Consider the following 25645-nt stretch of genomic DNA (forward strand, 5'->3'; position numbering starts at 1 on the left):
GTTCTCCTCGGTTCAATCCTCAACGGATGCGTTTGATAAATTCATTTTTATATGTAGGCCCAATGGAAGCGCGAAAGCCTTTTTCCAGCATGACCTCATTGCCTTCAACGTTGACTATTTTTTCAAGATTTATGATATAACTCTTATTGATCCGCATAAAATTCGAGGAATCCAATGCCGCAGCCATTTCAGCAATGGAAATGTAGGTCGTATAGATATCGGTGTCTGTATAAACCTTAACCTTATGGCGTTCGCTCTCTACCATGATAACCTCCTGCTCTGGAATCTTCACAAGACTTCCGCCGATTTTCAGGAATAGGCTCTTGCCAGCCGTCGATAGCGGTAAACGATCACGCAAGCTGAGCTTAGCGAGTACCTTGTTGACGGCCTGTAAAAACCTGGCATAGTCGAACGGCTTGTGCAGGTAATCTACCATATTAAGGTTATAAGCCTGCAAGGCATAAGCATCATGTCCTGTTATAAAAACGACTTCCGTAAACGGCATTAAGAGCGGCGCTATCTGGTCACCCTGCATCCCTGGCATTTCTATATCCAAGAACACAATATCAGGTTTGATAGCGTACCGCGTAATCATATTCAGCGCATGCACGGGTTGGGTTGTTGCACCCAGTAGCTCCAGACCAGTGGTCTGAGAAACATAGTCACTGATCATATCGATCACAGATTGATCATCATCTACAATATAAACCTTGGCATTCATAGCTTGATTTTTAAATCCACGACAAAGCGGTTCCCGGTTACTGCGGTACTTAACTTAAAATTCTTACCATAGGCGGCTTTCAGCCGCGCGATGGAATTGTTGATTCCAATTCCATAACCTCTGGAATCCGTATCGACCCGGATCTCGTTTTCTGTCCGGAAGGTGAACCAGCCACCGATAACCGCCGCAGATACAGAGGCAGGGAACGCCATATCTGCAAGCATCCCATGCTGGAACATGTTTTCGACCAGTGTCAGCAATACCAGCGGAGGCACTGAAAGTTTCGTTTGCTCGGGCACTGAAAGAAGCAGGGATATCTTCACGCCAGGCTTCTTCAATTTCCAAAGGCTTATATATCTCTCGATTTGGAGTAATTCGTCTACTAAAGGGACGAGCCCATCTGTATCTGCTTCGCCGAGGTTGTAACGCAAAATATCGGAGAGGATCATAACCGATTGTTTCGCCTTTTCCGGCCTTCGGTCTATTGTGGAGTAAATCGAGTTGAGGGTATTAAAAAGGAAATGCGGGCTGATCTGAGCCTTCATCAATGCATTTGCAAGCCGCATTTTCTCTTTGATGACCGCCACATTGACCCTGCCAATGTGAAATAACAGCGCCAAAATTGAAATGAATACAGCACGGTATAGATACAGGAAATAATGGGCCTTACCAAAGTGGATCGCTGCCCGGCTTGAATAAATAACATTAAGGATTTCATTAAAAGCATTGTAAAGCCATAAAAATAACGCCCAGGCTATTGGAATGGCAATAATCCCAATTACCCATCTCCAGCTTCGCTTTCTGAATAGAGGAAATACTAAATAGGCCAATGAGTAGAACAGTCCAATGTCTGCAGCGAAGAAAAAAGCAAAGTCCCATAGGCCTGGTTTACTGCCACCCTGCATAACCACGGTCGCATCATTGACCATGTATAAAAATATAAAGCCAAGATGGCTCAGTATCCGCTTTGTCGTATTAGTGAGGGTCATAACATGATATAGATTGGTGCTGCCATATGGCACTTTGGTGCTCTTATGTAAATTTTGGTGCCGAACGTTTTGAATGAAGTCAATGGTTTTATTATTATTGGACTGATCAATAGACAATAACCCAGCATCATGAAAACACAAAGAATTGTCCCACAAAAAAGAACGCTGTTCGTATTCAAATCCGTAAATGCCCTAATCCATGGGTTAAAGGCAGCATCAACAACAGTCTTAACCACAGGAAGCCCAACACAAAGCAGAGGCTGCGAAGATTAGTTTAACATTTTCGTGTCGGCATCAGCCACTTTGGTGCCGACTAATTTGTTTTCGTGCCATGTCATTTTTCTTTTGGTTCAGGCACATCTACCTTCGAGTTAGAAATCACAAACCCTATTTTAACAGGCATTTATTAACGCATAAAATTAAATAAAGTACGATTCGTAATTCCACCCTGTAACCGTTGCTTAACAGGTGAAAAACTCAATTTTTTGAGTTTAAAATCTGGGTTTTAAATAATTAATGAACACGATTCCTCACCGCTTATAAAAGCCACTCTCTGAGGCGGCAAAAGCACCACAACCATTTTTTTAATTCTAAAATCAAATCAAATGAAAAAAGTGTTTTTCTCCGCCCTTTTACTGGGCTTCGCCGTAGCCTCTTTTGCTGGCTCTACCAAAACAGAAACAAAATCCGGAGCAATTTTGTACTGGTACAAGGTTTCTTATGACAACCCTGCTTACCTGAACGGTTATGTCAAAGCAACCGAACCTCTTGTTGCCCACGATGAACAGTCTAACTTCGACTCTCCATGTGACGAAGGAACCAGCAGGGACTGCATCCGGGGTTTTATGTCCCCAGTTACATCCGAAACAGATGCACCTGGAACAGAACAGGTAAAAACAGACGAAGAATAATAATCAACAGGTAAGAAATAAGGACAGCCAATGACGCTGTCCTTATTTTATTGTGTGGCCTGTCTTTTTCTTTCTCTGGACTCTGTTGAATTGTACACCCTGCGCGGATGAATTTCCAGGTCCCTCATAAGGCTATCCAGTTGCGCTTCCGAAATTCTGGAAGTTATTGCCTTTACAATACCGTCAGGATTTGCAACTACTATATAAGGGCAGGATCCGATATCAAATTTGGAAAAAAGAACAGAGTCGTAAGCAACAGTTAAACTCAATTTGAACTCTTCTCGATTCATTTCGTACAATTTGCGAATCTGTTTGTCATCAGGCTCTTTCGCAGATTTATAATATTTTGAACCGGTATAGCCAACCATCACGACCTGTGCTTTTCCCTTGAAGTTGCTTTGAAGGTTACTCATTTTTGGCATTGAGTTTAGACAAACGGTACAATAGCGGTTCCAAAAATCAAGTATCAGCCACTTTCCTTTAAAATCAGACAGGGTGGCGGTTTTGCTTGTGAAGTAGTTTATGTCACTTAAATAAAAATCGGGGCATTTTTTGCCGATAACCGGCAGATCCTTAATTGGTATCTGAGCATTCACAAAATTAAATGAGAATATTAGTAGTATCAATAGTTTTATTGTTTTCATGATTTTTAAGATTAATTGGCATAGCCATCGTTTTGTATAAGATTCGGATTTCTTTGAATTTCAGTTTGCGGAATTGGATAGAATGCATCCCCTCTATTCCAGGTAACGCCCTTTATGGGAGCAAGGACTGCATCTACTTTGCCGAGTCGCTTAAGATCAAACCAGCGATGGCCCCACTCGCAGAATAACTCTAATTGCCTTTCCTTACCGATTGCAGTAAGCAGGTCTTCTTTACCTATGGTGGGATTAGTAATTTTGATTTTCGGCAGCCCTGCCCGGCTTCGGATCATATCCAGGTCATCGATCCCTTCGCTGAGCTTATTGAGATTAGCCCTGGCTTCCGCCCGTATCAGATAAATCTCTGCTAACCTTTGAACGATCAAAGATTCTGTTATCGGTGTTGAAGCGCGCACTTTGTATTTATTCGGATAAAAATAGGTCGTGCCTGCAACTGTATTGCTCTTTAACCAATTGACCTTCCTGTTATCAATTGAACTGAATGCAGCAAAAAGCTGGTCGGTTAAAGCATAGGTTGGCCGTACGGTACCTGAAGAAGGTATAAATAAAGTACCGTCCACAGAATTTCCAGTTGTTTTGGTAATCGAAAACAGAGACTCTTTTGACGTTCCAATAAAGACAGTCGGCAGGGTTTCCAAAGTGAACTTACCTGAAGAAATTACCTCCGAGGCGATTGATTCGGCTGCTTCCCAATTTTGCTGGTATAAATATACGCGTGCTAACAACCCACAGACCGCACCTTTGTTTGGCCTTGTGCTAACGGAAGAAACAAACGTTGGGGTCAACAAATCTCTGGACATTAATAAATCCTCGATAATTTGTTTATACACCGCTTGAACAGATGTTCTGGGCATCAAACTGTTTATTTCAAAATCGGTCGACTTCAGCAGGGGAACATCTCCATATAGGTTTACCAGATAGAAGTAATGCAGCGCCCTTATATAAAGCATCTCTCCCAAGAGTTGGGATTTGATAGCTGGCGTTAAAGTCAGCGAGGAACTAAGTCCTTCGAGAACTGCATTCGCCTGGTATATGTTTTTATATGGATTAGTCCAAAACATTGCCCTCACAATACTGCTGCTGGATAATAAGGAATTTGATCTAAAGGTTTCATCGTTTGCGCTTTGGCTTACGTTATAAACTTCATCAGCAGATTGAGCGGGATATAACGTTAATCCTGAATTGCAGAAGTTAAGCCCGCTGGTGGTAAATTGCGTATACAAGCCAACCGTTGCCGATATTGCAGTTTGATCATCGGTAAATATCCTGCTTAACTCTGCCTGGGTCTCAGGAGGGTCAATCTGCAAAAATTTCTTGCAAGATGAGAACATGACTGCTGTCATCGCAGCTATCACAATATTGAAAGGTATTTTTTTTCGTTTCATGATTTTAAAAATTAAGTTGAAAACCTGCAACCACAGTTCTTAAAGGTGGCAGGACAAAAAAGTCCTGGGTTTCCGGATCAGAGCCTTTATAGCCAGTTATGGTCAGTAGGTTCTGCGCTTCCATATAGACCCTGCACATACCGATACGAAAACGGTCCAATAACCCTTTTGGCAAACGATAAGACAGGGAAACATTTCGCAGTTTTATAAACGAAGCATCTGTATATTGACCGTTTGACAATGCAACACGCCCAACCGCACCGGATACAGCACTTGGCTTTGCAGTGAACCTTTGAATTTCGGCTTCATCCCCAGGCCGCTGCCAGCGGTGTAATACCAACGAAGGTTGGTTATATACTAGTCCCGGAGCGGTGAAACTCAATTGACTAATATAATTAGCGCCTGTCTGACCAACTATCTGGAAGAAGAAGCAGAATTCGAAATTTTTGTAGGTAAGGTTGTTTTGTAATCCTCCAAAGAATTTAGGGTCTGTGTTACCGAAAACCTGATAATCTCCGGCGGTGGTAAACTGTCCGTCTTTGTTTAGATCCTCAAAGGAATACACTCCGGTCTGTGGATCAACGCCAAGGTACCGATAGCCCTTTATTATACTAAGAGATTTCCCTTCTAAGTACCTGGCACTATAAGTAGAGGAGGCCAGTCCTGGAAAGGAAACGAGCTTGTTCTTAGGAATTGAGATATTGAAAGAAGTATTCCATTTAAAAACATTACCGTTAAAATTTTTACTGGTCACAGTAAATTCCCATCCTGAATTTTGCACGAGTCCTGGGAAGTTTTTTACAACGTTTGCGAATCCCGTCTGTGTCGGTAAATTATAGTTGATAAGCTGATTGTTGCACCGGTTTAAATAGTATGTTGAGGAGAACAGTAGTTTATCGTTTAAAAAGCCAAGATCGAGTGAGACTTCAAACTTTTTATTTATTTCCCAGCTGTATTCCGGATTATAAAGGCTTCTTGGATACAACCCCGATATGTTATTATATGGGTTGGGTGTGCTGCTCCATAAATTCAAAAACTTATAATCTCCAATTTGATCGTTTCCTGTCGTACCATAGCTAGCCCTTATTTTACCAAAGCTCAAATAACTAAATTTATCTTTGACAAATTTCTCATTGGAGAATAGCCATGCTGCTCCAATGGAGCCAAAATTTGCATTTTGCTGATCGGGGCCGAAACGGCTGGAGCCATCTCTGCGCGCTGCGAGATTTAGGATGTAGCGGTCAAGGTAATTGTAATTAAACCTTGCAAAAAAAGCTGCATATCTATATTTTGTCCTGTCGTTTGTAGCCTTAATAGCGCCCGCTGCAGCAATGGAATTTAACAACAGGTCAGAGTTGTAGTTAGACCCATACTGATAGGTGAGCAGGCCGGATTTATCCTGGGTTGTGTTTCCAATGAGAATGTTAAAAGTTCCCGCTTTTGTTGATCTGTTGTAATTGATCTGCGGCTCAATGATCCAGTTCTCGTTTTTAGAGTTGGCGAAATATGCAGATGGCAGAACGAAAGCGCTTAGATACGGATCAATAGAAGTGGATGGCTGTATGGATACTTCATCCGAGCCAAACCTATTATATCCCAAATTCAGCCTTATATCCAGACCGGTAACAACGCTATAGTTCAAATTGAAATTGCCCGATAAGTTTTCATTACGGGAAACATATCTTTGATTGAGCATGCCCAATGGATTAAGATGGCTGTTAACAGTATTGAATACCACTCCGGCCTCATCCCAACTCAACTTACCGTTTTCATCGTACAGCCGAAGGTTAGGCGGCAGATTTAAATATCTGGTTAAGTCGACCTGCGGGAGCGTGTTTTTGTCGTTGGCGTACATGCCGGTTAATGCAATCTTAAATTTTTGGTTCTGGGATTTATGATTGATACTGAAATTTACTGACGCTACATTATCTGCAAAATCCACTGGATAAACAGAAGTCTGCCTTTGGTAACCAGAACCAATGCGAAACTGTGTAAAATCATTACCTCCGGAAATAGTGGCCTGTGCATTTGTTGCATGTGCTGTCCGTCCGATAAGCAGGTCTTTAAAATCGGTATACCGTGTAGTATCCCACAGCATGATGTCAGGGGCATACCCCGGGTCGCTTGACAGTTGGCTTGGAGTCAGGCCGTCATTTGCGAACGCCTCTTTTCTCATTTGTACGTACTGCTGTGTATTTAAAAGCTGCATTGATCTGCCGATCTGACTAAATCCTGAATTTGCATTTAAACTTATCAAGGTGCCGCCGGACTTTCCTTTTTTTGTTGTTATTATGATGACACCATTTGCCCCTCGGCTTCCATATATGGAAGTTGCGTCAGCATCTTTAAGTATATCAATACTCTCAATGTCCTGCGAATTAATAGTGTTGAGCGGGCTAAGGCCACCGTTATTCGTGGAAGTGGGATTGTTCGCAGCAGAGGTTAGCTGGTTTGATACGGAATTACCAGACTCAAACGGAACGCCATCGATAATAAACAAAGGGTTGTTTTGAGATAAACTGGGGTCGAGTGATGATTGTCCACGTATTTGTACTTTAAAGGCTGATCCAGCAACACCACTGGTTTGGGTTACGACCATACCGGGAACCCTTCCCTGTAAGGCAGCCAAAGGATTACTTACGGGTTGGCTCTCAATATCTTTTGCAGTTACCGTAAACACAGATCCGGTATTGAGCCTGCGTGTCGTTGTTCCATAAGCGATTACCTGTACCTCATCCAGCTTGGATGTGCTAGAAATCAGTTTAACAACCAGTGCTTCTCCTGCCTGAATTTCCTGCATCTCATATCCAACACAGGTAAATTGCAAGGTTGTGTTTTCGTTGGTAACCTCGATCTGAAATTTACCTTCTTTATCGGTTGCGGTGGCGTGATCCGTTTTTTTCTGCCGGACAGACACATTGGGTATTGGAACTCCTTTTTCGTCTACAACCCGTCCGGAAATTTTAATTTCCCTGGTTGATCCAACAACCTTTTCTTTGGCCTTTATAATTATGGTTTTCCCCTTAATTGCATAAGTAAGTGCCTGGTCCTTTAAACAGGCATCGAGCGCCTGTTCCAGTGTAGCATTGGTGATTGCAACGTCAACGGGACGGGTCTTTTGCAGCAGTTCTTTTTCGCACCAGAAAAGATAACCGCTCTGTTTTTCAATCATCTTGAAAACATTTTCGAGCGGAGCCTTCTTTACGGAAATGGTTATACCCTGACCATAAGCAGCGGCAGGTGAGTGAAGGCAAAAGAATGCGAGAAAAAAAACAGTGATGTTTATCCGCATATAGATTGCTGTTGAATATCTGAACAGTACATCCGGTTTGTCTATCGGAATGCGCATACAGATACGCTTCCACTTTTCGCAATTAGCGTTGTGAAAGCATGTGTAAAAATTCATACTTTTGGTTTTGGTTGGTTGATAAAATGTTGGTTGTGCTGACATGAATCACCCCCAAATTTGCCGGAACCGTCTTGCCACGGTACCGGCTTTTTATATTGGGGGAATCATTAACTAAAACTTCTCTTCTTTTATTGCTTCATACAATCGGGTTTAGGTGATACAATCCGTTATTTATTATCAGGGACGAACGGTTAATAATTTTTTGCCTTTTACGGGTTCGGTAAGTTCAAAGTGGATCTTATTTTCCTCTAGGATCTCAAGTAGGTTCGAAAGCTTCGCATCTCGGTAGATACCACCGCTGTAAAGCTTTGCAGATAATTTTCCCTCAAATTCTACATCGATATTATACCATCTCGATACCTGCCGCATGATGCTTTTGATATCCGCATCCTTAAAATATATCTTGCCGTTTTTCCAGGCCAGCGCACTTTCCAGATCAGCATGCTGAACTTCCATGTTTCCCTCGGAGGATAGGACAGTTTTTTCGCCAGGGCTGATGTTCAATGACACACCGCCTGATTCCACTTTTACCTTTCCTTCTTCAAGTGTGGTAACTAAATAGGGCTCATCACTATAACCGTTTATGTTGAAGTGTGTACCCAGAACTGTAACTGTCTGTTTTTTTGTGCTGACGATAAAGGGATGGAACTTATCTTTTGCAACCACAAAGTAGGCTTCGCCTTCGAGCTCTATCCTTCGTTCTTTTAAGCCATAAAAGGAAACCGGATATCTTAGGCTTGAACCGGCGTTGAGCCATACTTTAGAACCATCTGGTAGCAGCACAGCGTACTGCCCGCCCCTCGGGGTTGAAACCTTGTTATATAGGGACGATAATGGTTGCATGTCTGTTGGGGTATAGATGATCTGGCCGTCAGCAGTCTTTTCAATTGCTGCGCCCTGATCGGTTACGAGTTTGCCATTCGTAGCATCCGTAAGGTTTATGGTACGGCCATCTGAGAGCGTAAGTGTTGCCCGGTTGCCACCAGGCAAAACTTCGATTGTTTTTCCGTAACCTGAAGGACGAGTAACGGGCCTGAGAGTCCCTGTTAGGACGAGGAATATATATCCGATGACCAATGTTACAATAGCAGCGGCAAGAATTTTGATATAAAGACTGACGCTCATGCCTTTCTTTCTGACCGCTTTCATAACCGAAATGTGATTGCGTGCAAGCAGAGTTTCAATTTCAGACTTATCGTTTCCAGTGGTTAATTTGGTATCTAACGTTTCATCGATCATTTCGGCTAACACGGCAGTGTCGGAAACCTCAAAATGCTTCATCAATTGTTCAATCTCTTCGGGCGAGCTTTTCCCCTCGAGATATTTTTCATAAAGTAGTTTGAAATCTTGCATAGGATAACCGTTTATATCCATTACGAACGGGATTAGGAAAGTCTATGCTCTGGCTAAACTTTTTTAGAAAAGATGCGATAACCCATAGAAGGTAAATAGTAAACAATCCCAGTAATGCAATAAAGAGACCCCCAGAAAGTGTTTAACTTTTGGGGGCCGTGCAAGAAGCGAGCTTCTTATGGTAGATCATTAAAAATAATCAATTCGCGGAGGAGACTGATATTGTTGCTAAAACCATACCCGATGGTGTAACACTTTGTGAAATTTTACAGTCATATTCAGAGTCAAAGGCAATTTTAGAAAAGGTGATGCTGGCTGGGGCAGGATAAGTCCCTCCTCCAAATATGGAGTATGAATTTGTAACCCCAACGGTCATTACCGTTTGGCCGTCAGCAGTTATTTGAATTCCACTACTACTTGAGGAACCCTGCAGAGATAGTGGATCATCCTCTTTATTTGATGGATTGAGATAACACCAGGAAGCTCCCGCGAATTGCTGTACGCCATGCGGCGCAATCAAATAGGTTTGGGCAGTATACTCAAACGGATAGCTAAAATAGCTTCCTTTCCCCACTAAAGAACCAAGTGTTAAAGTAAGTGTTAGCTGACTATTGGTGAAATTTTCCACCGTTACAATAACGCTGGCCCCTGCTGGTACTCCCTGTGTCTTTGTACCTACCATCTGTTGATATTGCACCGGAAGATGCCATCCGTCCAGTCCCTTAAAAAAGCAAAATGGAGTAATACCATAGTTCCAGAGCATATCCATTATCTCCTGGTTTACCGTTGTTGTAAAAACATTCTGCGTGCCATCATTATTATTTTCAACAAATGAACCATTACTTTGCAATCCGGGAGGAAGTGGTGATGAAGCCTGGTAATTCGTGTGCATCGTAGCTTTGATCACATTGGCGGCGTTTGCTGGCAAAAGGGTTCTTAGCACCCCAATGGTATATCCGGTCAACATCTGATTGATATTCATCGCACTCATCGTTGAGGGCCAGAAAAGGGATGATATATGCCCTAAGCTGTTAGTCATCTGATATACCGCATGAAGCTTACCCCAATCCGAAAGGATAAATGTTTCAATCTTACCCAAAGCAGAAACTACTGCTTCAAATTCGTTAAGAAGCTCTTGTTGTATCTCAGCAACGGTCATTTCATAGTTATAGAAATTCTGTTCCGCTTTTTGAAGGGCTGTTACGTATTTCGCTGTCAGGGAACCATCCTGTTTTGCCCCCTGGGCGGTAGCCCATCCTGCAGACATTAGATTAGCGATGCAGGGTAAACCATTCTTGGTGAATTTTGCGAGGTCCGAAGCCTCTGTCCCTGCGTCAGGATCACCTACGAAACTGCCTGCTACGTTCATTCCTGCATAGAGCAGGCCCTCAACCAGGTCTCCCAGCCATGGCCTTTTCTTTTTTTGCGGAGGTATTTTTGTTTGCAATCCCTGTGGCAGAGCACAGAGCGTTATCAGTTCAGAAAGCATCATTTCCTGTGCCTGGCTAAGGGAGAGAAAAAGTGTTGTCATCTGTTGGAATAATAACTGGGTCGCGCTGACAGCCGTTATTTCTTTGTTCAATTGAATTGCCACACTATGGAGGTCTTCTATCTGTAGCTGGGTAGGTATCACTCCACCTGGTAAAGTCCCACCATTGAGTAAACCTGTGACCATCAGGTTCATACTAGACTGGTAACTATTTAAAGGCGCTGCAAGGTTTACGTACTGTGTACGAATTCCGCTTGGTACACCAAGCTGCGAGCTAATTGAATTATAGGCGTCTTTTTGGTTAGCGGTCCAAGCAGGAAAGGGATACGAAGGTTGGGCAAGTACTGTTTGCAAGGCCATGCCAGGAGAAAAGTCCCAAACCTGGAATGAAGATTCAGGGGTTGCAGGAGAGACAGCCATAACGCCTACCGTTACTGATGAATTGGTTGCTGATCCGGTAAGCACTGAGTTGTTTTGTTGGTTAATGATGTATCCTTCTGGAGTTATCGACCAAAGTTGGAAGCGCTGCGGACTGGCTTGAAGCGGGTAAGCAACTACATTAGTAGTAAAAATCGGTGCTGCAATTGTGCTGCCTGGGGCAACCTCTAAAGAAAGGGCTACATCCGGGTATGCACTGTTTATGATATACCCTGGATATTGGTATTGCCACATAGTGAGCTCCTGTTGACCAGAAAGCGCAGCGGTAGAAATCTGGAAAATTTTGGACTTATCTGGCTTTTCTGGCATTGTTAAGAACAGTCCTGCCGCTTCACCTGAATCGGTTACATTTCTGATAGTGGTGCTCTGACCAAATGGCATCGCATAAGGAAGTATATACCAAGAGTTAAACTCTGTTCCTTGAGGTTGCGTACCTAGCCCGACCATCCCCCCATTCGCATAAAGCGACTTATTTTGTCCAACGTTCCAGAGTGTCCCAGCTGGAATTTTTTTTGTCCCTCCGCCTGACTGTATGGACTCAGACTCGGCATATTCCCATTGCCATTGCTGGTTGGTGTTTCCTATACATAATGGTGCTACTGAGACGGTTATTCCTCCCGTTAGCGCGAGGTCTGGATTAGCTGCGCTGAGGATATAGCCCTCAATAGTCCTTCGCCATAACTGGGTTAATGTAGGTTGAGCACTCGGGTTCCAGGGATCGGTCTTTGGTGCCACTGAAAGCTCAAAAGTTAGAGAAGTCGTAAGTAGATTATCTGGTGTCGTAATTGGCAGTATAGTGAACCACAGGTCGGAAACGTTGAGGGGGATCAGTTGCCAAAGTTCATTTGTTCCACTGGTAAGTGCATATGTAATCAAAGGTTGACCTGGTGCTGAATTTCCACCGCCATAGACGTTTAAATATAAAGCGCTTCCGGAAGCGTCTGTTGACAGCAATCCGTTTTGAAACGTCCAAATTTGATTGATTGCTCCCTGCACGATGGGTTGCATGGTCACGTTAGTGCCTGCCGAGGAGCCGGCAGTTAGCGCCATGGTAAGGTTAAGTGCATTGATGATAACTCCCTGGGAAATCATCATCCATCGCTGGCCGGGCGAATTAGCTTGCAACGGCTCAATAACAACTACAGTGCCAGCCGAAAAACTAGTCCCTGACAAGGCCATTACAAAGGGTACGCTTTCACCCGACCCATCGGACATTTCTGATTGAAGATAGAACCATTCCCCCAGGGCAATGCCCGAGGTTGTAGTTTGTGCGTTCGGTTGTAAACCGAATGATTTCGGATCTGCCATAGGTTTGGATTTTAGTTAAAGAGGTTAATTGCTATTAAATGTAGTGATGATTATTATACATAGCCATAATAATACATGTGCCATTTTATTCATTTTGTTGGATTTGGCAAAGCCAAAACACACCCGACGGGATAATACAGAAATTATTGCTTTATAACTGAGATGCGGCTATAATTAAAACGAAAGAGGCGATTTTGCCCTCAGGGGTAAGTAACTCCGATTTGAGAAACCGGCTCGCCTTAGCCATATGATCTTTTATTGTACCGATTGAAACACCGAAATGTTCAGCAGCATATTCATAGGTTTTATTCTCCAGTTTGATCAATCGGAATACCTTTTGGCGCTGCGTTGGTAGTTTATTAATGGCAACTTCCAATGCCTCATTTGTTTCCTTTAACAGGATATGCTCGTTAACAGGATCATGATATTCCGTCATGGTCAGGGCGATCTGTTCCCGAAGCGAGCTGTCCCTTGACGCCTTGCGATAGAAATCAATAGCCATGTTCCTGGCAATCTGTTTCAAAAAGGCGGTCACAGGGCGGTCCGGATCAATCCGGCTTCTGTTCGTCCATAATTTTAAGAATACATCCTGATGTATTTCTGCCGCGATTTCATTGATGCGGACCAGTTTGAGAATATTGTAAAAAAGCTGTTTGTCATACCGCAGATATAATTGCTCAAAGGCCTTCACATCTCCCTTTTTTATTTTTTCGAGGAGGCCTTTTTCATCGGTGGCATTTAAAGCGGTCATTTATAGTTAGCCTGCAATTATATAAAAATAATTATTATGTAAGGCAAATAAAAGTCTTTCGGCAGAATAAAAAATATCAAATCGGAACATTACTTTGGCATGGCCGAAATGCTTTTGCTATTGATAGTCTAATACCCGTTAGCTATATTTGAAACGAGAGCGTTAATAGATCGGGGCTGCAATTCTTTGCGCCCCTTTCCTTTTCTGGGCACACTAATATTAATCCACAACAATATAACTCAGCGATAACGTAGTTGCCCCGCCGAGATCTCCGATACCGGTAAGTGGTGGAAAATAGGTATTGCCGCCTCCAACGGCAACAACGATCTGCTTGGTCCTGCGAGGTGGGCCATAATTTGGCACATCTTCTTTCCAGATTACCGACCTGCCGATAATGGCCGCCCCGAACTGCGCACCCCAATAGAATTTTACTTTAGCAGGCGCACCTCCAATGTAATCCTGTTGCTTTAAGGTTAGATTAAAATTGGCATAAAGCCAGGCTACGATATCTGTAGCCATAGCCCTGGCTTCCGTTAATAGATCTGAGTCGTCCAGGACATACAGGTCAGCTAGCTTAGCTCCTATCCCCGAGCTTGTAAAGTCGTATAAAGGCATAATTGTTTTTTTTTAGGTGTTATATATTGAAAATCAATATACATATCCTTGAAAAAAACTTACAGGAGTGTAATCGGAATGTTACGATCCTCAAAACATATTTTCCCTATTTTGAAGTTTTAACCGAAAGCGAACGTTGTACGAATTACTGATTAGCTCATGGAAGTCATCTCTTACCCAACGGGAAAAAAAATAAAATACAATGACCTTACCCTCCGGATTATTGCATCCTTTGCAGCCGCACACATAGTAACAGAATTTGGTGGAAACGAGCCATGGCTCAGCCGCTTATTAACAGGCATGTACTACATCGAATTCGGAACCACCCTGGTTATTACATTGCTGCTTGTCTGTTATATCTACCGCTGTACCTGTTATCTTGACGTAAGGCTGGGATGGCATGAGAAACCGTTGAAGCGGGGTATACTCCAGTTTATCTTTGGCGTTATTTGCCCGACCCTTGGGGCATTTTTTTTGGCCGCCCTATATTTTGCATACTTCGGGGTCAATATTTTAAAAACCAACTATCACCTTTATGCGCTCCCTTTTATCGCGGCATTGATCACGCTCTTTAATGCATATTACCTCGTATACTATCTATTGGCGGAAAGTAAATACTACAAGGCCATTGCAGGCACTGCACTGGACACAAGCGGCAGTCAGACCTACGATACGGAAACCTCAAAAGAGGTCTTTATAGTTCATACTTTAACCAAGAGCTTTCCTGTACAGACAGGCGATATTGCCTATTTCTTCCGGGATAACGGGCATGTGCTTCTTCGTCTATTCCATGGTGCTGATCACCTGCTATCACAAAGCCTCGATCAGATTGAAAAACAGCTCGACGGCCAGGACTTCCTAAGGGTAGCCAGACATATGATTATCAGCCACAAAGCCGTCGTTTCTTTTATGCCGCTGACTTTCGGCAAGATCGGGGTCACCCTAAATCCGCCATACAAAGAACAGGTTAGTGCAAGTAAGCTTCTTGCACGTAATTTCCGGCTGTGGATGGACCGGTAAACGCACCCTTTTGCTGGTAATCGATCCACATTTGTTTGCGTATTTTGATAAGATGTTTGCAGATAACAATAAGTAGATAGCGTATATGACAATTATCAAAATTTGTTTTATGCTACGCCATAAATTTGCATTTTCAATGTCGGAGATCAGATATTTGAATACCATTCCGCAGTAAAATCTGGCATTTCGGGAACTTTTTTTACCATTTCACCCAAATTTCAAACCCACAACTTAGCCATCGCCCTGGTGCGGTAACTAGATTTGACCCAATTAATCACATCAATTACCAAATACCTATGTTATGGAACTATTCACCACAAATCTGTATTCGCAGATGCAGGAGGAGCTTCAGAGTATCGGACGATCAGCAGGTGATCTTCTGTATGTAGCTGAACAATCCTATCTGGTTGCCTGCGGGCACCTTCGCGACCTAAAGACCTTTACCAAAGAATATAACTTTAAAGACGAGGCAGAAGAAATCAGATTTTTTAAAGAAATCAAACCATCCTTTTTAAAGGAGGTCGTCTATTTTATGAAGGTCTACGATGTCGAATCCTTAAAACCTGTTGGGGGCAATGATGCCCAACGCAAATATTATCTTGACTGGATAGAACAGGCTCAAAAGTATTTTGAGCGGAACAGGTTCATCTATCTTTATCACCGGATGGAAAAATCCCACCTCGACCATAAGATGTTTGTCCGGGAACCGGAAGATATACCGATGGTACCCAATTATTCGGTTGATTCCGATCCACTCTTTTCCAATGTATTCAGCTATAAGATGGCCAAGGTAAAAGCGATGGAAGACCTGATCGATTTTCTCCAGGTCCATTTGCGGACGCTGGATGATCCAGAAAATGGGCAATCTTTAGAAACAGGCCCGCTGTTTACCGGCAGCAAGGCTCAGTTTTATGAGCTCGGCTACGCCCTGCAGGCAGCCGGTGTATTCAATAATGGCAATGCCACGCTCAAGCAGGTATTTGACCACCTCCAGTATTGTTTCAGGATAAAAGCCGCAAATTATTATGGTTATTTTAATCAGGCTATCCGTATCCGCAAAAAGAACCGGACCCCGTTTATAGATCTGCTCAAAGAATTTGTTATCCGTAAGATGGATGAAAGCGATGAGTTCCCGAGATTTTCCGGATAGATTTTAACCTACTTATGAGGTACGGAGGCTGTCTCATAAGTCTCTTTTTCAAAAGAGGCGCAAAATAAAATTTGCCTCAAATCTTTAATAATACCAAAAAGGGCAATTTTCGATTTTGAAAATTGCCCTTTTTATATTCGAATCAGGCCATTGCTGGTGTTCAGCCAAATTAAATTCTGAGACGACTGCCTTGTTTTTGCTTTTGAGACAGCTTCTTTTTTTTTATACTTTTATCGCTCGCTTCCCTTTAACAGATATAGTGGTTCGATCTTGCGTAGATCGTAATGCTCTTAATCAGAGCCATAGTTTTGGTTGTACTAGCTTGCGGTTGTAGCATAGCATATGCTCTTTTTTAAGATTGAAAAAAGAAGATACTTCATCTATGCTCGGATCGGGGAGATAGGTAATTTCCTCTTTCAAGGAGGAGATGACAACTTCTAAGCCGTAAAACCTGATAAGCTCCTGCCAGTGCTCACGCATACCACGCTCAATCACTCGCTGGATAACCATGGCCCGACTATCTTGCCAATCTATGAGATCGCAATTGAACTCCCAAAAAAACATCCTCGGCAGATCCGGCTTTACTTTTTCTACAATGACTTTTTTTTCAATATGAACTTCGTCATTGTCAAATACCGTCCTGCTAAAAGAAAAAGCATTTCTAAGTTCTACCAGGTCAAATCGCGGGTAGGACATACAAAAAATTTCCAGCCCACCGAAAATCTCCCAATGACCTTTTTCCTTTTTCCAGTTTACGAGAAATACTTCCTGACGGGAATGGTTGTTACCTTTTTGCATATACCAAATTTAAAAAACGTCTGTCGGTTTTCCTCAAAAAAACGCATTTCGACTGGTATTGCCTTCTAATGTAGTCAGCCACCGGCAAGGATTTTAGGGATGCAGTTTGTTCACAGAATGCGACTTTCAATTGCATTTTCAAAGAGGACGAATAGGTTATGCAATCAATACTTTACTTATTACCCTGTAGGAAGTCTGTCGAAAAATATTTTTAATACCTGATACTTTAGTATGAGAAATTGAAATGCGCATCCGACAATTTTGCCTTCGTAATCATCGCGGTAATGGTGCCCGGTGACAAAGCAAAAAAGTCATGCTCAACAATCTAACATGGGGAACTTATTTTACGGCTGTGATTGCCATCCTGGCGATCTATGAAGCAGCAATTATGCTTCTTTTCTACAGAGCCGAAATCACCGCCTTGTTGCAACGCAGATCTACCTCTGCAGGAAACAATAATAACGACAATAAAAAAACGGAGGCTTTCCCGGGCAAAGATGAAATATTCGAAGGAATCGACTCCGTAGTTGCAGGTTTGCGTGATATTCTTGCAAAAGCAGGGAAAGATGCCAGTAAGGCTGAGCTGTTAAGCCGGCTCAGCAAACGACTGGAAAACTACGCTGGATTACAGCACCGTGTTTTCGGACCCGCAATCAACAACGATATCATTGCCCATGCGAGGAAGCTATGCGGAGTGAACTTTAGCATTGAAGAATTAAACAATGAATGGAAGCGATTCTCCGGCTAAACTCTGCTCCGACCAGGATTATCCGCTCTCCCAAAAACACCCTATCAATTCAATTAATTTAAAACATCATGAACAAAATTTATGTAAAAACACTCTATGCTGTGCTGACATCGATATCGCTGCTCTATGCCTGCAAACGGACCGAAAGTATGGAACCAGATAAAACTTTTGCACCATCGGGCCTTCTGTCACTTCCTATTCAATCTAATGCTGTAGGGCCGACTGTTTCAAGTGGCTGGCTAAATTTTACAAGCCACGAACAGTTTAATGCAGTGATGAAGACACTTCACGAAAAATATGATCAGCCTGAAAAACTATCTATATGGGAAACTGCATATAACCGCCAGGGCTATACCTCGCTCCGTAGATTCTACGAGCAGACAGATGCGGACACTTCAGAGTATAGAAAGGCACCTACGGCTGATTCACTGATCAACGCCAATAAATTACTGGATTGTCCCGATAGCTGGTTTGCAACAGTACTAAATAAAGATGGCTACATACAGATTGCCGATACCGTTTATAGCTTCAGGCCAGGCAATGAGAAAGGAGAGGCATATGCAATTCCAGCCAAACATATAAAGAAAATCCTTAGCGGGGTAAGGCCGACAACGATAGAAGGTACTAAGGTTCATTTTTCCTCTTTCCTAAAAGTACCTTTTATCCGTTGGCCTGAGCAAGGCAATGAACAGATTGGTCCCATGCGGTTATCAATATGCGCATTCCCGGGGCCATTGATGCCCAACTTCTGGGGGCAAAGCGGTGGTGATATCTATGGCGGTGATAATGGGGACACCTTCCCCGAACACAATGGACGTACCGTAAAATTAAACTATCACCGCTGGCGTGTCGGCTATATCTTTTATGCCTCGACCGGCATACGCTGTAAGATGTGGAAACATACCCGCTTTGCAGGCTGGCAGAGCGTCACCTATGCCGATCAGATGATAATGGAAGCTTGCTGCAAAGGATATGCTGCAACTGCAGGTTCAAGTCCATATCCTTTTAATTCTTCTACTTCGCCAACCTGGCCCGGCTTCACAAAGTATGCTGAAAATAATTTTGAGAAAACAATGAAATGGGTAGGCTCACCGATTTTCAGTGAGATACTTCTTGAACATTTCAATTTTCATTTCAAGGTCAACTACAGGGGAAGAGTAGCAGAACGGTCGATAAGACAATAAAGAAAAAAAACAGAACAGGCATGTACCTGCTTTCAGCGAGAAACTGAATGCTTAATGGGGATGCTATGCTTAAAAAAACCGGCGGTAACAGAGAGCGGGATAGCGTGAGAGTGGGTTTGATGTGGTGACGAGTGAGAGAAGACCGCCGGATTCTGAAGGCCCCTGCCCATCCGGGCAGGGGAACCACAGAAAATATATTGATACCAAAACAAGACAGATTTAAGGGATTAAATTTTAATCAGTGAAGAATGGAAAATGTGAAGAGGGGATTAACACTATCCCACAAATTAAAACCAGTAGTGGCATTTATCTTAATCATGGGAACAGTTGTTTTTGCCCATGCACAGGATGGCAACGCAGGTATTACCGAGGCCACCAATAAGGTTAAAGGCTATTTCGCTACAGGGACGAACCTGATGTATGCGATCGGTGCAATTGTCGGTCTGGTCGGCGCGGTTAAAGTGTACAACAAGTGGTCAGCAGGCGAGCCCGATACAGCAAAGGTAGCCAGCTCCTGGTTCGGGGCCTGCATTTTCCTGGTCGTTGTTGCCACCGTGCTGAAAAGTTTCTTCGGCGTATAAAAATCAACAACAATTTAAATATATGAACTATGGAACGGCAACTTCCTCTCGTAGATATTGCAGGCACCGCATTTTATGTCGATGTACTGCACGATGAACTCCGGCAAAAGGATAATCAAAAAAACAGAATCTCCTTTAATGTTTTCGATCAGGACGGTGACGGCTATACTTTCCTGTATGATACAGCGATCAAAAATGTCCCTGGCCCTGCAGAAGAGCTGACCCATATGAAGGAAAGTTATCAGTGGGTAACGCTGAAGGCCTTGATGGAACTGGACCCCAGAGGTATAGCACTGAAATATAAGATTCCGCTTTCCATCCTTTGTCCGGAGCTGGTGGAAGAAGACGAAGAAAATGAAGATGACTATGAAGAAGAATCTTTTTACCGATAATCCGCTGGTCCGACGTAGACTGGAAGACATTTTACCCACCATAGACCTTGCTGGTAATACCTACACAGTAGACCTGGAATCCAGGGCGCTTAAGGGTGAGGATAATATGGTGCCGCTTATCGATCTGGATAACCTTGTGCTTGATAAAGATGGGTTAAACTACCTGTGTTTTTACCATCTGCCAACCAAGGCTCCGGTTATCATAGGCCCAAATATCATAAGCCTGCCTGCCGATACAATCTATCTGAAAATTCCAGATGAACGGTTTCTTGACCCAATTGGACTGGCAAGGCAATACGGTATGGAAGATACCGCTCTGCTGGAGCTCTATCCTATCCGTGCCGATCTGAAAGCAGAAGTCATTGCGCTTGAGGATTCAGGGTTGCCTGAGCTCATTAAGATCAATCTGGCTAAAAAAAAAGCGCGGTCCAGTCGGATAACATTGGTCTGTAATCTTTTTAAAAAACCGGGGAAGAAAGCAAAGGGAATATGACGGGCAACATTTCATACGAAATAAATAAGGGGGTTAATCGCCCGATAGAATTCCGTGGGCTGAAAGCGCAATATATCTATTATCTCGCTGTAGGGCTTGCAGTTCTTTTGATCGGATTTTCCGCAATGTATATAGCGGGGGTACCTGTTTACCTGTGCGTGCCGGTCGTGTTGTTGGCAGGATCGGGTTTATTCATAGGGGTGTACCGGTATAGCCATAGGTACGGCGAGTTTGGGCTCATGAAAGCCCTTGCTCACCGGCAGGTGCCCCACGCTATTTTATGCAGGACAAGGCAAGATTTAAGGACATTGAAAAAATAAGAGGCATTAACCAAAGCCAAAGCAGAAGAGATGATTGTGATAATGATAATGGCAGGGTTCCTACTTGTTGCAGTATTGCTGCAGCATAAAGCACCGAAAGTAAACAGCCGGGATTTAGAGAATATACTTCCGGTCTGGAAGATAGAAGATGACTGCCTTCTTTCCAGGAACGGCGATATAACGCTTGCCTTTGAGGTTGAGCTTCCGGAAGTTTTTTCGCTTTCCAACGATGAGTACGAGGCTTTGCACAATGCCTGGCTCAAAGCAGTTAAGGTACTTCCTGTAAATACCGTATTGCATAAACAGGACTGGTTCATCAAGGACAGCTATAAAGCTGTGCAGTCCGAAGGAAACAATTTTTTAAAACGGAGCGCTGAAAAGTTTTTCAATGAGCGGCCTTACCTGGACCACAACTGCTTTTTGATGCTGACATTAAAACCTGCAGGCCGCAGGGCTGCGAGCTCTGCCTACTCCAATTTACTTCGAAAAAATATAGTAGATGTGCCAGAGCAAAATGGTAAACAGCAGCAAGCCCTGCTGAACGCTGCCGGCCAGTTCTCGCGGATACTCAGCGATAGCGGGTTTGTCAAACTGCGCAGGGTAACAGCCGATGAGCTATCCGGAACGGAGAAGCAGACCGGTATATTGGAGAGATATCTTTTTCTTTTGAACAGTCGGCAGCAGCCATTGCTAAAGGATATCATATTTAAGCCTGATTGGAAAATCGGAGAAAATTATTGCCAGCTCTATAGTATTTCTGATACTGAGGATTTACCGGCAAGCTGTAGCCCGAGGGTTAACTATGACCGGTATTCAACCGATAAAACAAAATTCTCTGTTGGCTTTGCTGCGCCTGTCGGTCAGCTGCTGCCCGTTAACCATATATACAATCAGTACCTGATCATCAGCGATGTACCAAAAACGCTAAAGAGACTGGAGGCCAAACGCAGAAGACTACAATCCCTTTCCGCTTATAGCCGCGAAAATACCATCGGCAGGGATGCGACAGCAGATTTTTTGAACGAAGCTATTGCCCAGGCACGGACGCCGATCAAAGCACATTTTAATTTACTCTGCTGGACTGATGATCACCAGGACATAAAGGAACTCCGTAATCAGACGGCGTCTTCGCTTTCGCAAATGGATATTGTTCCACGCCAGGAAAGCAGTGGCGCTCCACAGATCTGGTGGGCAGGGCTCCCAGGTAACGAAGGGGATTTTCCAGAAAATGAAACCTTTGAAACTTTTGCCGAACAGGCTTCCTGCTTTCTGAACATGGAAACGGCTTACCGTTCTTCAAAGAGCAGTTTTGGTATCCGCCTGGGTGATCGCATTACTGGAGTGCCAGTGCATGTCGATATATCGGATGAGCCGATGAGCAAACACATTATTACCAACCGAAATAAGATAGTGGTAGGCGGCTCAGGCTCTGGAAAATCAATGTTCATGAACCACATGCTTCACAGCTACGTACAGCAGGGCGCGCATTGTGTGGTAGTAGACGTGGGGCACAGCTATGAGGGATTATGCAAACTTCTGAATGGATATTACTTTACCTATAGCGAAGAAAATCCGATCAGATTCAATCCATTCTATATCCCGTCCGGAGAAGTGCTGGATACAGAAAAAAAAGAAAGTATAAAAACACTGTTGGTTGCTTTATGGAAACAGAACGATGAATCGTTCCGACGCAGCGAATACGTAGCTATATCAAATGCTCTCCAGTCCTATTACTTATACCTGGATAAAAACACGGCCATCTTCCCCTGCTTCGATAGCTTTTATACCTTTTTGCAGGTTGAGTTTATTAAGGAGCTGGAAAGTGACCGGGTTAAGGACCGGGACTTTGATATCCATAATTTCCTTTATGTTCTCAGGCCCTACTACAAGGGTGGAGAATTTGATTACCTGCTCAATGCTACCGAAAATCTTGACGTATTACAGCAACCATTCGTGGTCTTTGAAATTGACACGATAGCCGGGCATCCCACGCTGTTTCCCGTCGTAACGCTCATTATAATGGAAATGTTCATTTCAAAAATGCGCAAGTTGAAAGGAATCCGTAAGGTGATCTGCATTGAGGAAGCATGGAAGGCGATAGCAAAGTCTGGCATGGCAGAATTCATGAAGTACCTCTACAAAACGGTGAGGAAATATTTTGGAGAGGCCATTACCGTAACGCAGGAAATAGACGATCTGATTACCTCGCCGATAATCAAAGAGGCTATCATCAACAACGCCGATTGTAAAATACTGCTGGACATGAAAAAATTCCAGAACAAATTTGAGCAGATCCAATCGGTGCTCGGTATGACCGATAAGGGCCGTGATCTTGTCCTCTCGCTCAATATATCAAATGATCCGGACCGGAAATACCGCGAGGTGTATATCGAACTGGGCAATCAGCTGATGAAGGTTTATGGCTACGAGCCTTCGGTAGAAGAATATTATGCCTATTCAACGGAACAGACCGAAAAAATGAAGGTACAGGAGTATACAGAAAAATATGGCGATATCAGAAAAGCGCTGTCCGTAATTGCAGCGGAACAAGCAGCTTAATAATAAAGAGATATGGAAAACCCGGCAGATTTTAATTATCCAGAGTTTGATGTCTCCTTCTATAAATCCCTTAAAGGAAAGGAGGCAGTAGCAGAGCGTTTGAAAGGACGTCAACCTGTTATTGATATAAAAGGCCAGCCTTATACTATCAACCTCAGTTTTGGCCTGCTGGAACCGGCTGGTAATTTCACTATTGATGCCATTTACATAGGTAATATCGAGATGGATAGGGCTACCAAAAAGATCCCATTTTATTTCAATACGGAGACAAGGCAAAGGGTTTTCCTAGCCGATAATATTACCGAGTTTCCTAAAGATGTTGTCCGCGTAGAAATTCCCAATAAATATTTCCTTGATCCCGTTGCGATGGCCAGGGACAACGGAAGGGGTGCCGAGAATTACCGCGATTACGGAATACCACTGATAATGTACCGGAAAGCTGTCATCATTCCTTTGGTAAAGACCGAACTGCTTTCAGTCGTAAACCGAAACAGGATGCGGGCCGGGATGGAAATACTACCACCAGAAAAACCAAAACATTCAGTACAAAAGAAAAGGAGTATAAAAAGATGAAACGGATTTCAACAATCATTATGATATCGCTGCTATTGATAGCTCCTGTTTACAGGAGCCAGGCACAGATTCCTATAATTGATATCATCAAGGCAGGAATAAAAAAGGTTATCAAAGCAGTGGACCTGCAGATCCAGCGCCAGCAGAACAAGGTAATCTGGCTCCAGAACGCGCAGAAGACTTTGGAAAATGCGATGTCGAAGCTAAAGCTGAACGAAATATCGGAATGGACCGAAAAGCAGCGCAAGCTGTATGATGATTACTTCCAGGAGCTCAGGAAAGTAAAAAATGCCATTACCACCTACAAGAAGGTAAAGTCCATTATCAACCGTCAGTTACAGCTGGTGGAAGAATACAACAAGGCCTGGGGCCTGCTTAGACAGGACAAACATTTTAGCACCAAAGAGCTGGACTATATGTACGGGGTTTATTCGGGTATTCTTGATGAAAGCCTTAAAAACCTTGACCAGTTGTTTCTCGTCACAAATGCCTTTGTTACCCAGATGACCGATGGCAAGCGGCTGGAACTGATAGAGGCCGCAGGCAATAACCTTGAAAAGAACCTTACCGATATGCGCGGCTTTAATAACCGCAATTACCGGCTTAGCCTTTCAAGGGCAGACGATATCGGACAGGCAGAAATACTGAAAAAACTCTACGGCTTACAATAGACCATTATGAAGCAAGAACATAACAGGGATGTCTCAGATTTCACATCCTTTATCTATCAGAAGGGATACCGAAAGCACTTCAGTATTGACCTGGTGGCAAAAGAGCGTATAGTCTTTGCAGGCAACCTATCAGATTGCCTCAAGAAAATCCTTAATTGGCTCAGCCGGGAAAATAATAGTGCAACTGGTTTTGAGCTTAGGACAACTGCACCTTATGCCGATAATCTTGAATGCATTTTTAAGGTACGCTTTGATGAGGTAAAGGGTTTTCTGATCAATGGCGTCACCTTCCATGATAAAAATTCTGGTCTCGATCACCGTTACAGTATAAGCAGCAATCACCAGATTCCAGGAGCCAATTCGGTTGAGGGACTTTTCCCAAAACCCAAACCCTGGGCACATCGGTTAAAGGGGAAATTTAGGCCATAAACCCAGAGCGACCAAACTTTAATACCAATTCAGATGAAAAAGCTACACACCATCACCTTAATGCTATTACTCTTTGCTACTGCTGCTTCAGCTCAGACCTGGGGCGAATGGTTCAACCAGAAAAGTACGCAGAGGAAATATCTGTTGGAACAGATCGCCGCACTACGGGTATATAAAGGTTACCTGGAAAAAGGTTATGGTATCGTCAAAGATGGTACAGGGATCATCCGTGGTATTAAAAACGGCGACTTTAATATACATAGCGGTTTCTTTAACGGCCTTGAACTCGTCAACCCCAGGATCAAAAGCTATGATAAAGTGGAGGCCATTATAACCATGAACAATTCCATGATGCAGCAGCGGCAAAAAGCCCTGAGGATTGTCCAAAACAGCGGCCAATTTAGGCCAGATGAAATGAAAACCTTACGGTCGCTGTATTCGAACTTAAGCGAAGAAGCCGCAAAAGACCTCGAAGAACTGCTGCTCATAGTGCAGGATGGGCAGCTAAAGCTCAGTGATGATGAACGGATCAAGCGGATTGAAGAACTATACATCCGTATGCAGAACAAATCGGTGTTTCAGCGGAGCCTGAATAAAAATGTCACGGACCTGGTTTCGGGCAGAAAGCGACAGATAAAAGATGTACAGAATAGCAGGCTGCTTTTCGGTTTGCAATAGACATGCGACCCCTAAAAA

25 protein-coding genes are annotated in these 25645 nt (G+C 43.4%); 15 read left to right on the plus strand and 10 right to left on the minus strand.

Annotation, left to right across the window (positions count from 1 at the left end; genetic code table 11):
* Positions 1–19: 19 nt before the first annotated feature.
* Together AW17_RS02840 and AW17_RS02845 are read right to left on the minus strand one after the other, a co-directional pair.
* Complete coding sequence (locus AW17_RS02840; protein WP_029274591.1) at positions 20–721, minus strand: LytR/AlgR family response regulator transcription factor; 702 nt, start codon at positions 719–721, stop codon at positions 20–22.
* Positions 718–1710: a sensor histidine kinase gene (locus AW17_RS02845; RefSeq protein ID WP_157280196.1), complete on the minus strand. Its 993-nt coding sequence runs from the start codon at positions 1708–1710 to the stop codon at positions 718–720. Before AW17_RS02845 ends, AW17_RS02840 begins: the two co-directional genes overlap by 4 nt.
* A gap of 129 nt (positions 1711–1839) precedes the next feature.
* On the opposite strand from AW17_RS02845, the gene AW17_RS24040 reads away from it, so the two are divergent.
* The gene (locus tag AW17_RS24040; RefSeq protein ID WP_157280197.1) at positions 1840–1983 is read left to right on the plus strand and encodes a hypothetical protein; all 144 of its coding nucleotides are present in this window, start codon (positions 1840–1842) and stop codon (positions 1981–1983) included.
* A 332-nt stretch (positions 1984–2315) separates the two neighbouring features.
* Positions 2316–2621, plus strand: a complete 306-nt coding sequence (locus tag AW17_RS02850; RefSeq protein WP_029274594.1) for a hypothetical protein — start codon at positions 2316–2318, stop codon at positions 2619–2621.
* A 47-nt stretch (positions 2622–2668) separates the two neighbouring features.
* Here the strand turns inward: AW17_RS02850 and AW17_RS02855 are convergent, their stop codons facing one another.
* From AW17_RS02855 to AW17_RS02885, 7 genes are all read right to left on the minus strand, one after another.
* On the minus strand, positions 2669–3265 hold the full coding sequence (locus tag AW17_RS02855; protein WP_051691597.1) for a TlpA family protein disulfide reductase: 597 nt from the start codon (positions 3263–3265) through the stop codon (positions 2669–2671).
* A gap of 11 nt (positions 3266–3276) precedes the next feature.
* Entirely contained in the window at positions 3277–4668 is a 1392-nt protein-coding gene (locus tag AW17_RS02860) for a RagB/SusD family nutrient uptake outer membrane protein (RefSeq protein WP_157280198.1), read from the minus strand.
* Between the two features lie 4 nt (positions 4669–4672).
* Positions 4673–8074 (minus strand): SusC/RagA family TonB-linked outer membrane protein, encoded by a 3402-nt coding sequence (locus AW17_RS02865; RefSeq protein ID WP_167343639.1) that lies wholly within the window; start codon positions 8072–8074, stop codon positions 4673–4675.
* Between the two features lie 180 nt (positions 8075–8254).
* A complete protein-coding gene (locus AW17_RS02870) occupies positions 8255–9430 on the minus strand; it encodes a FecR family protein (protein ID WP_029274598.1) in 1176 nt (391 codons plus the stop codon).
* A 199-nt stretch (positions 9431–9629) separates the two neighbouring features.
* Positions 9630–12665, minus strand: coding sequence for an RICIN domain-containing protein (locus AW17_RS02875; RefSeq protein ID WP_029274599.1), 3036 nt, complete (start codon positions 12663–12665; stop codon positions 9630–9632).
* Positions 12666–12816: 151 nt separating this feature from the next.
* Positions 12817–13416, minus strand: coding sequence for an RNA polymerase sigma factor (locus AW17_RS02880; RefSeq protein WP_051691601.1), 600 nt, complete (start codon positions 13414–13416; stop codon positions 12817–12819).
* A gap of 219 nt (positions 13417–13635) precedes the next feature.
* Positions 13636–14031, minus strand: a complete 396-nt coding sequence (locus AW17_RS02885; protein WP_029274602.1) for a hypothetical protein — start codon at positions 14029–14031, stop codon at positions 13636–13638.
* Positions 14032–14190: 159 nt separating this feature from the next.
* On the opposite strand from AW17_RS02885, the gene AW17_RS02890 reads away from it, so the two are divergent.
* Positions 14191–15051, plus strand: a complete 861-nt coding sequence (locus AW17_RS02890; protein WP_029274603.1) for a LytTR family DNA-binding domain-containing protein — start codon at positions 14191–14193, stop codon at positions 15049–15051.
* A 301-nt stretch (positions 15052–15352) separates the two neighbouring features.
* A complete protein-coding gene (locus AW17_RS02895) occupies positions 15353–16201 on the plus strand; it encodes an RteC domain-containing protein (RefSeq protein WP_029274604.1) in 849 nt (282 codons plus the stop codon).
* 294 nt (positions 16202–16495) lie between these two features.
* Here the strand turns inward: AW17_RS02895 and AW17_RS24590 are convergent, their stop codons facing one another.
* Positions 16496–16999, minus strand: coding sequence for a DUF6922 domain-containing protein (locus AW17_RS24590; protein ID WP_209444188.1), 504 nt, complete (start codon positions 16997–16999; stop codon positions 16496–16498).
* A 313-nt stretch (positions 17000–17312) separates the two neighbouring features.
* Between AW17_RS24590 and AW17_RS02905 the strand changes: the two genes are divergently transcribed.
* From AW17_RS02905 to AW17_RS02955, 11 genes are all read left to right on the plus strand, one after another.
* On the plus strand, positions 17313–17747 hold the full coding sequence (locus AW17_RS02905) for a hypothetical protein (RefSeq protein ID WP_029274606.1): 435 nt from the start codon (positions 17313–17315) through the stop codon (positions 17745–17747).
* A 68-nt stretch (positions 17748–17815) separates the two neighbouring features.
* On the plus strand, positions 17816–18931 hold the full coding sequence (locus tag AW17_RS02910; RefSeq protein WP_029274607.1) for a hypothetical protein: 1116 nt from the start codon (positions 17816–17818) through the stop codon (positions 18929–18931).
* A gap of 248 nt (positions 18932–19179) precedes the next feature.
* Positions 19180–19512 carry a DUF4134 domain-containing protein gene (locus AW17_RS02915; protein ID WP_029274608.1) on the plus strand — a complete coding sequence of 111 codons (333 nt, stop codon included), beginning with the start codon at positions 19180–19182 and terminating at the stop codon, positions 19510–19512.
* 29 nt (positions 19513–19541) lie between these two features.
* Complete coding sequence (locus tag AW17_RS02920; RefSeq protein WP_029274609.1) at positions 19542–19904, plus strand: hypothetical protein; 363 nt, start codon at positions 19542–19544, stop codon at positions 19902–19904.
* Complete coding sequence (locus AW17_RS02925; protein WP_157280199.1) at positions 19879–20397, plus strand: hypothetical protein; 519 nt, start codon at positions 19879–19881, stop codon at positions 20395–20397. The genes AW17_RS02920 and AW17_RS02925 overlap by 26 nt, the downstream gene beginning before the upstream one ends.
* Positions 20394–20717, plus strand: coding sequence for a DUF4133 domain-containing protein (locus tag AW17_RS02930; protein ID WP_029274611.1), 324 nt, complete (start codon positions 20394–20396; stop codon positions 20715–20717). The genes AW17_RS02925 and AW17_RS02930 overlap by 4 nt, the downstream gene beginning before the upstream one ends.
* Before the next feature lie 48 nt (positions 20718–20765).
* Positions 20766–23276 carry a TraG family conjugative transposon ATPase gene (locus AW17_RS02935; RefSeq protein WP_051691605.1) on the plus strand — a complete coding sequence of 837 codons (2511 nt, stop codon included), beginning with the start codon at positions 20766–20768 and terminating at the stop codon, positions 23274–23276.
* Between the two features lie 12 nt (positions 23277–23288).
* Positions 23289–23849 carry a hypothetical protein gene (locus AW17_RS02940; RefSeq protein WP_029274613.1) on the plus strand — a complete coding sequence of 187 codons (561 nt, stop codon included), beginning with the start codon at positions 23289–23291 and terminating at the stop codon, positions 23847–23849.
* Positions 23846–24520 (plus strand): hypothetical protein, encoded by a 675-nt coding sequence (locus AW17_RS02945; RefSeq protein WP_029274614.1) that lies wholly within the window; start codon positions 23846–23848, stop codon positions 24518–24520. Before AW17_RS02940 ends, AW17_RS02945 begins: the two co-directional genes overlap by 4 nt.
* A 6-nt stretch (positions 24521–24526) precedes the next feature.
* Positions 24527–24949 (plus strand): hypothetical protein, encoded by a 423-nt coding sequence (locus AW17_RS02950; protein ID WP_029274615.1) that lies wholly within the window; start codon positions 24527–24529, stop codon positions 24947–24949.
* 33 nt (positions 24950–24982) lie between these two features.
* Positions 24983–25627, plus strand: a complete 645-nt coding sequence (locus AW17_RS02955; protein ID WP_083488613.1) for a hypothetical protein — start codon at positions 24983–24985, stop codon at positions 25625–25627.
* The last annotated feature ends 18 nt before the right edge of the window (positions 25628–25645 follow it).

This window comes from Pedobacter borealis DSM 19626, from assembly GCF_000708285.2.
In the GTDB taxonomy this organism is placed as follows: Bacteria; Bacteroidota; Bacteroidia; order Sphingobacteriales; family Sphingobacteriaceae; genus Pedobacter; species Pedobacter borealis.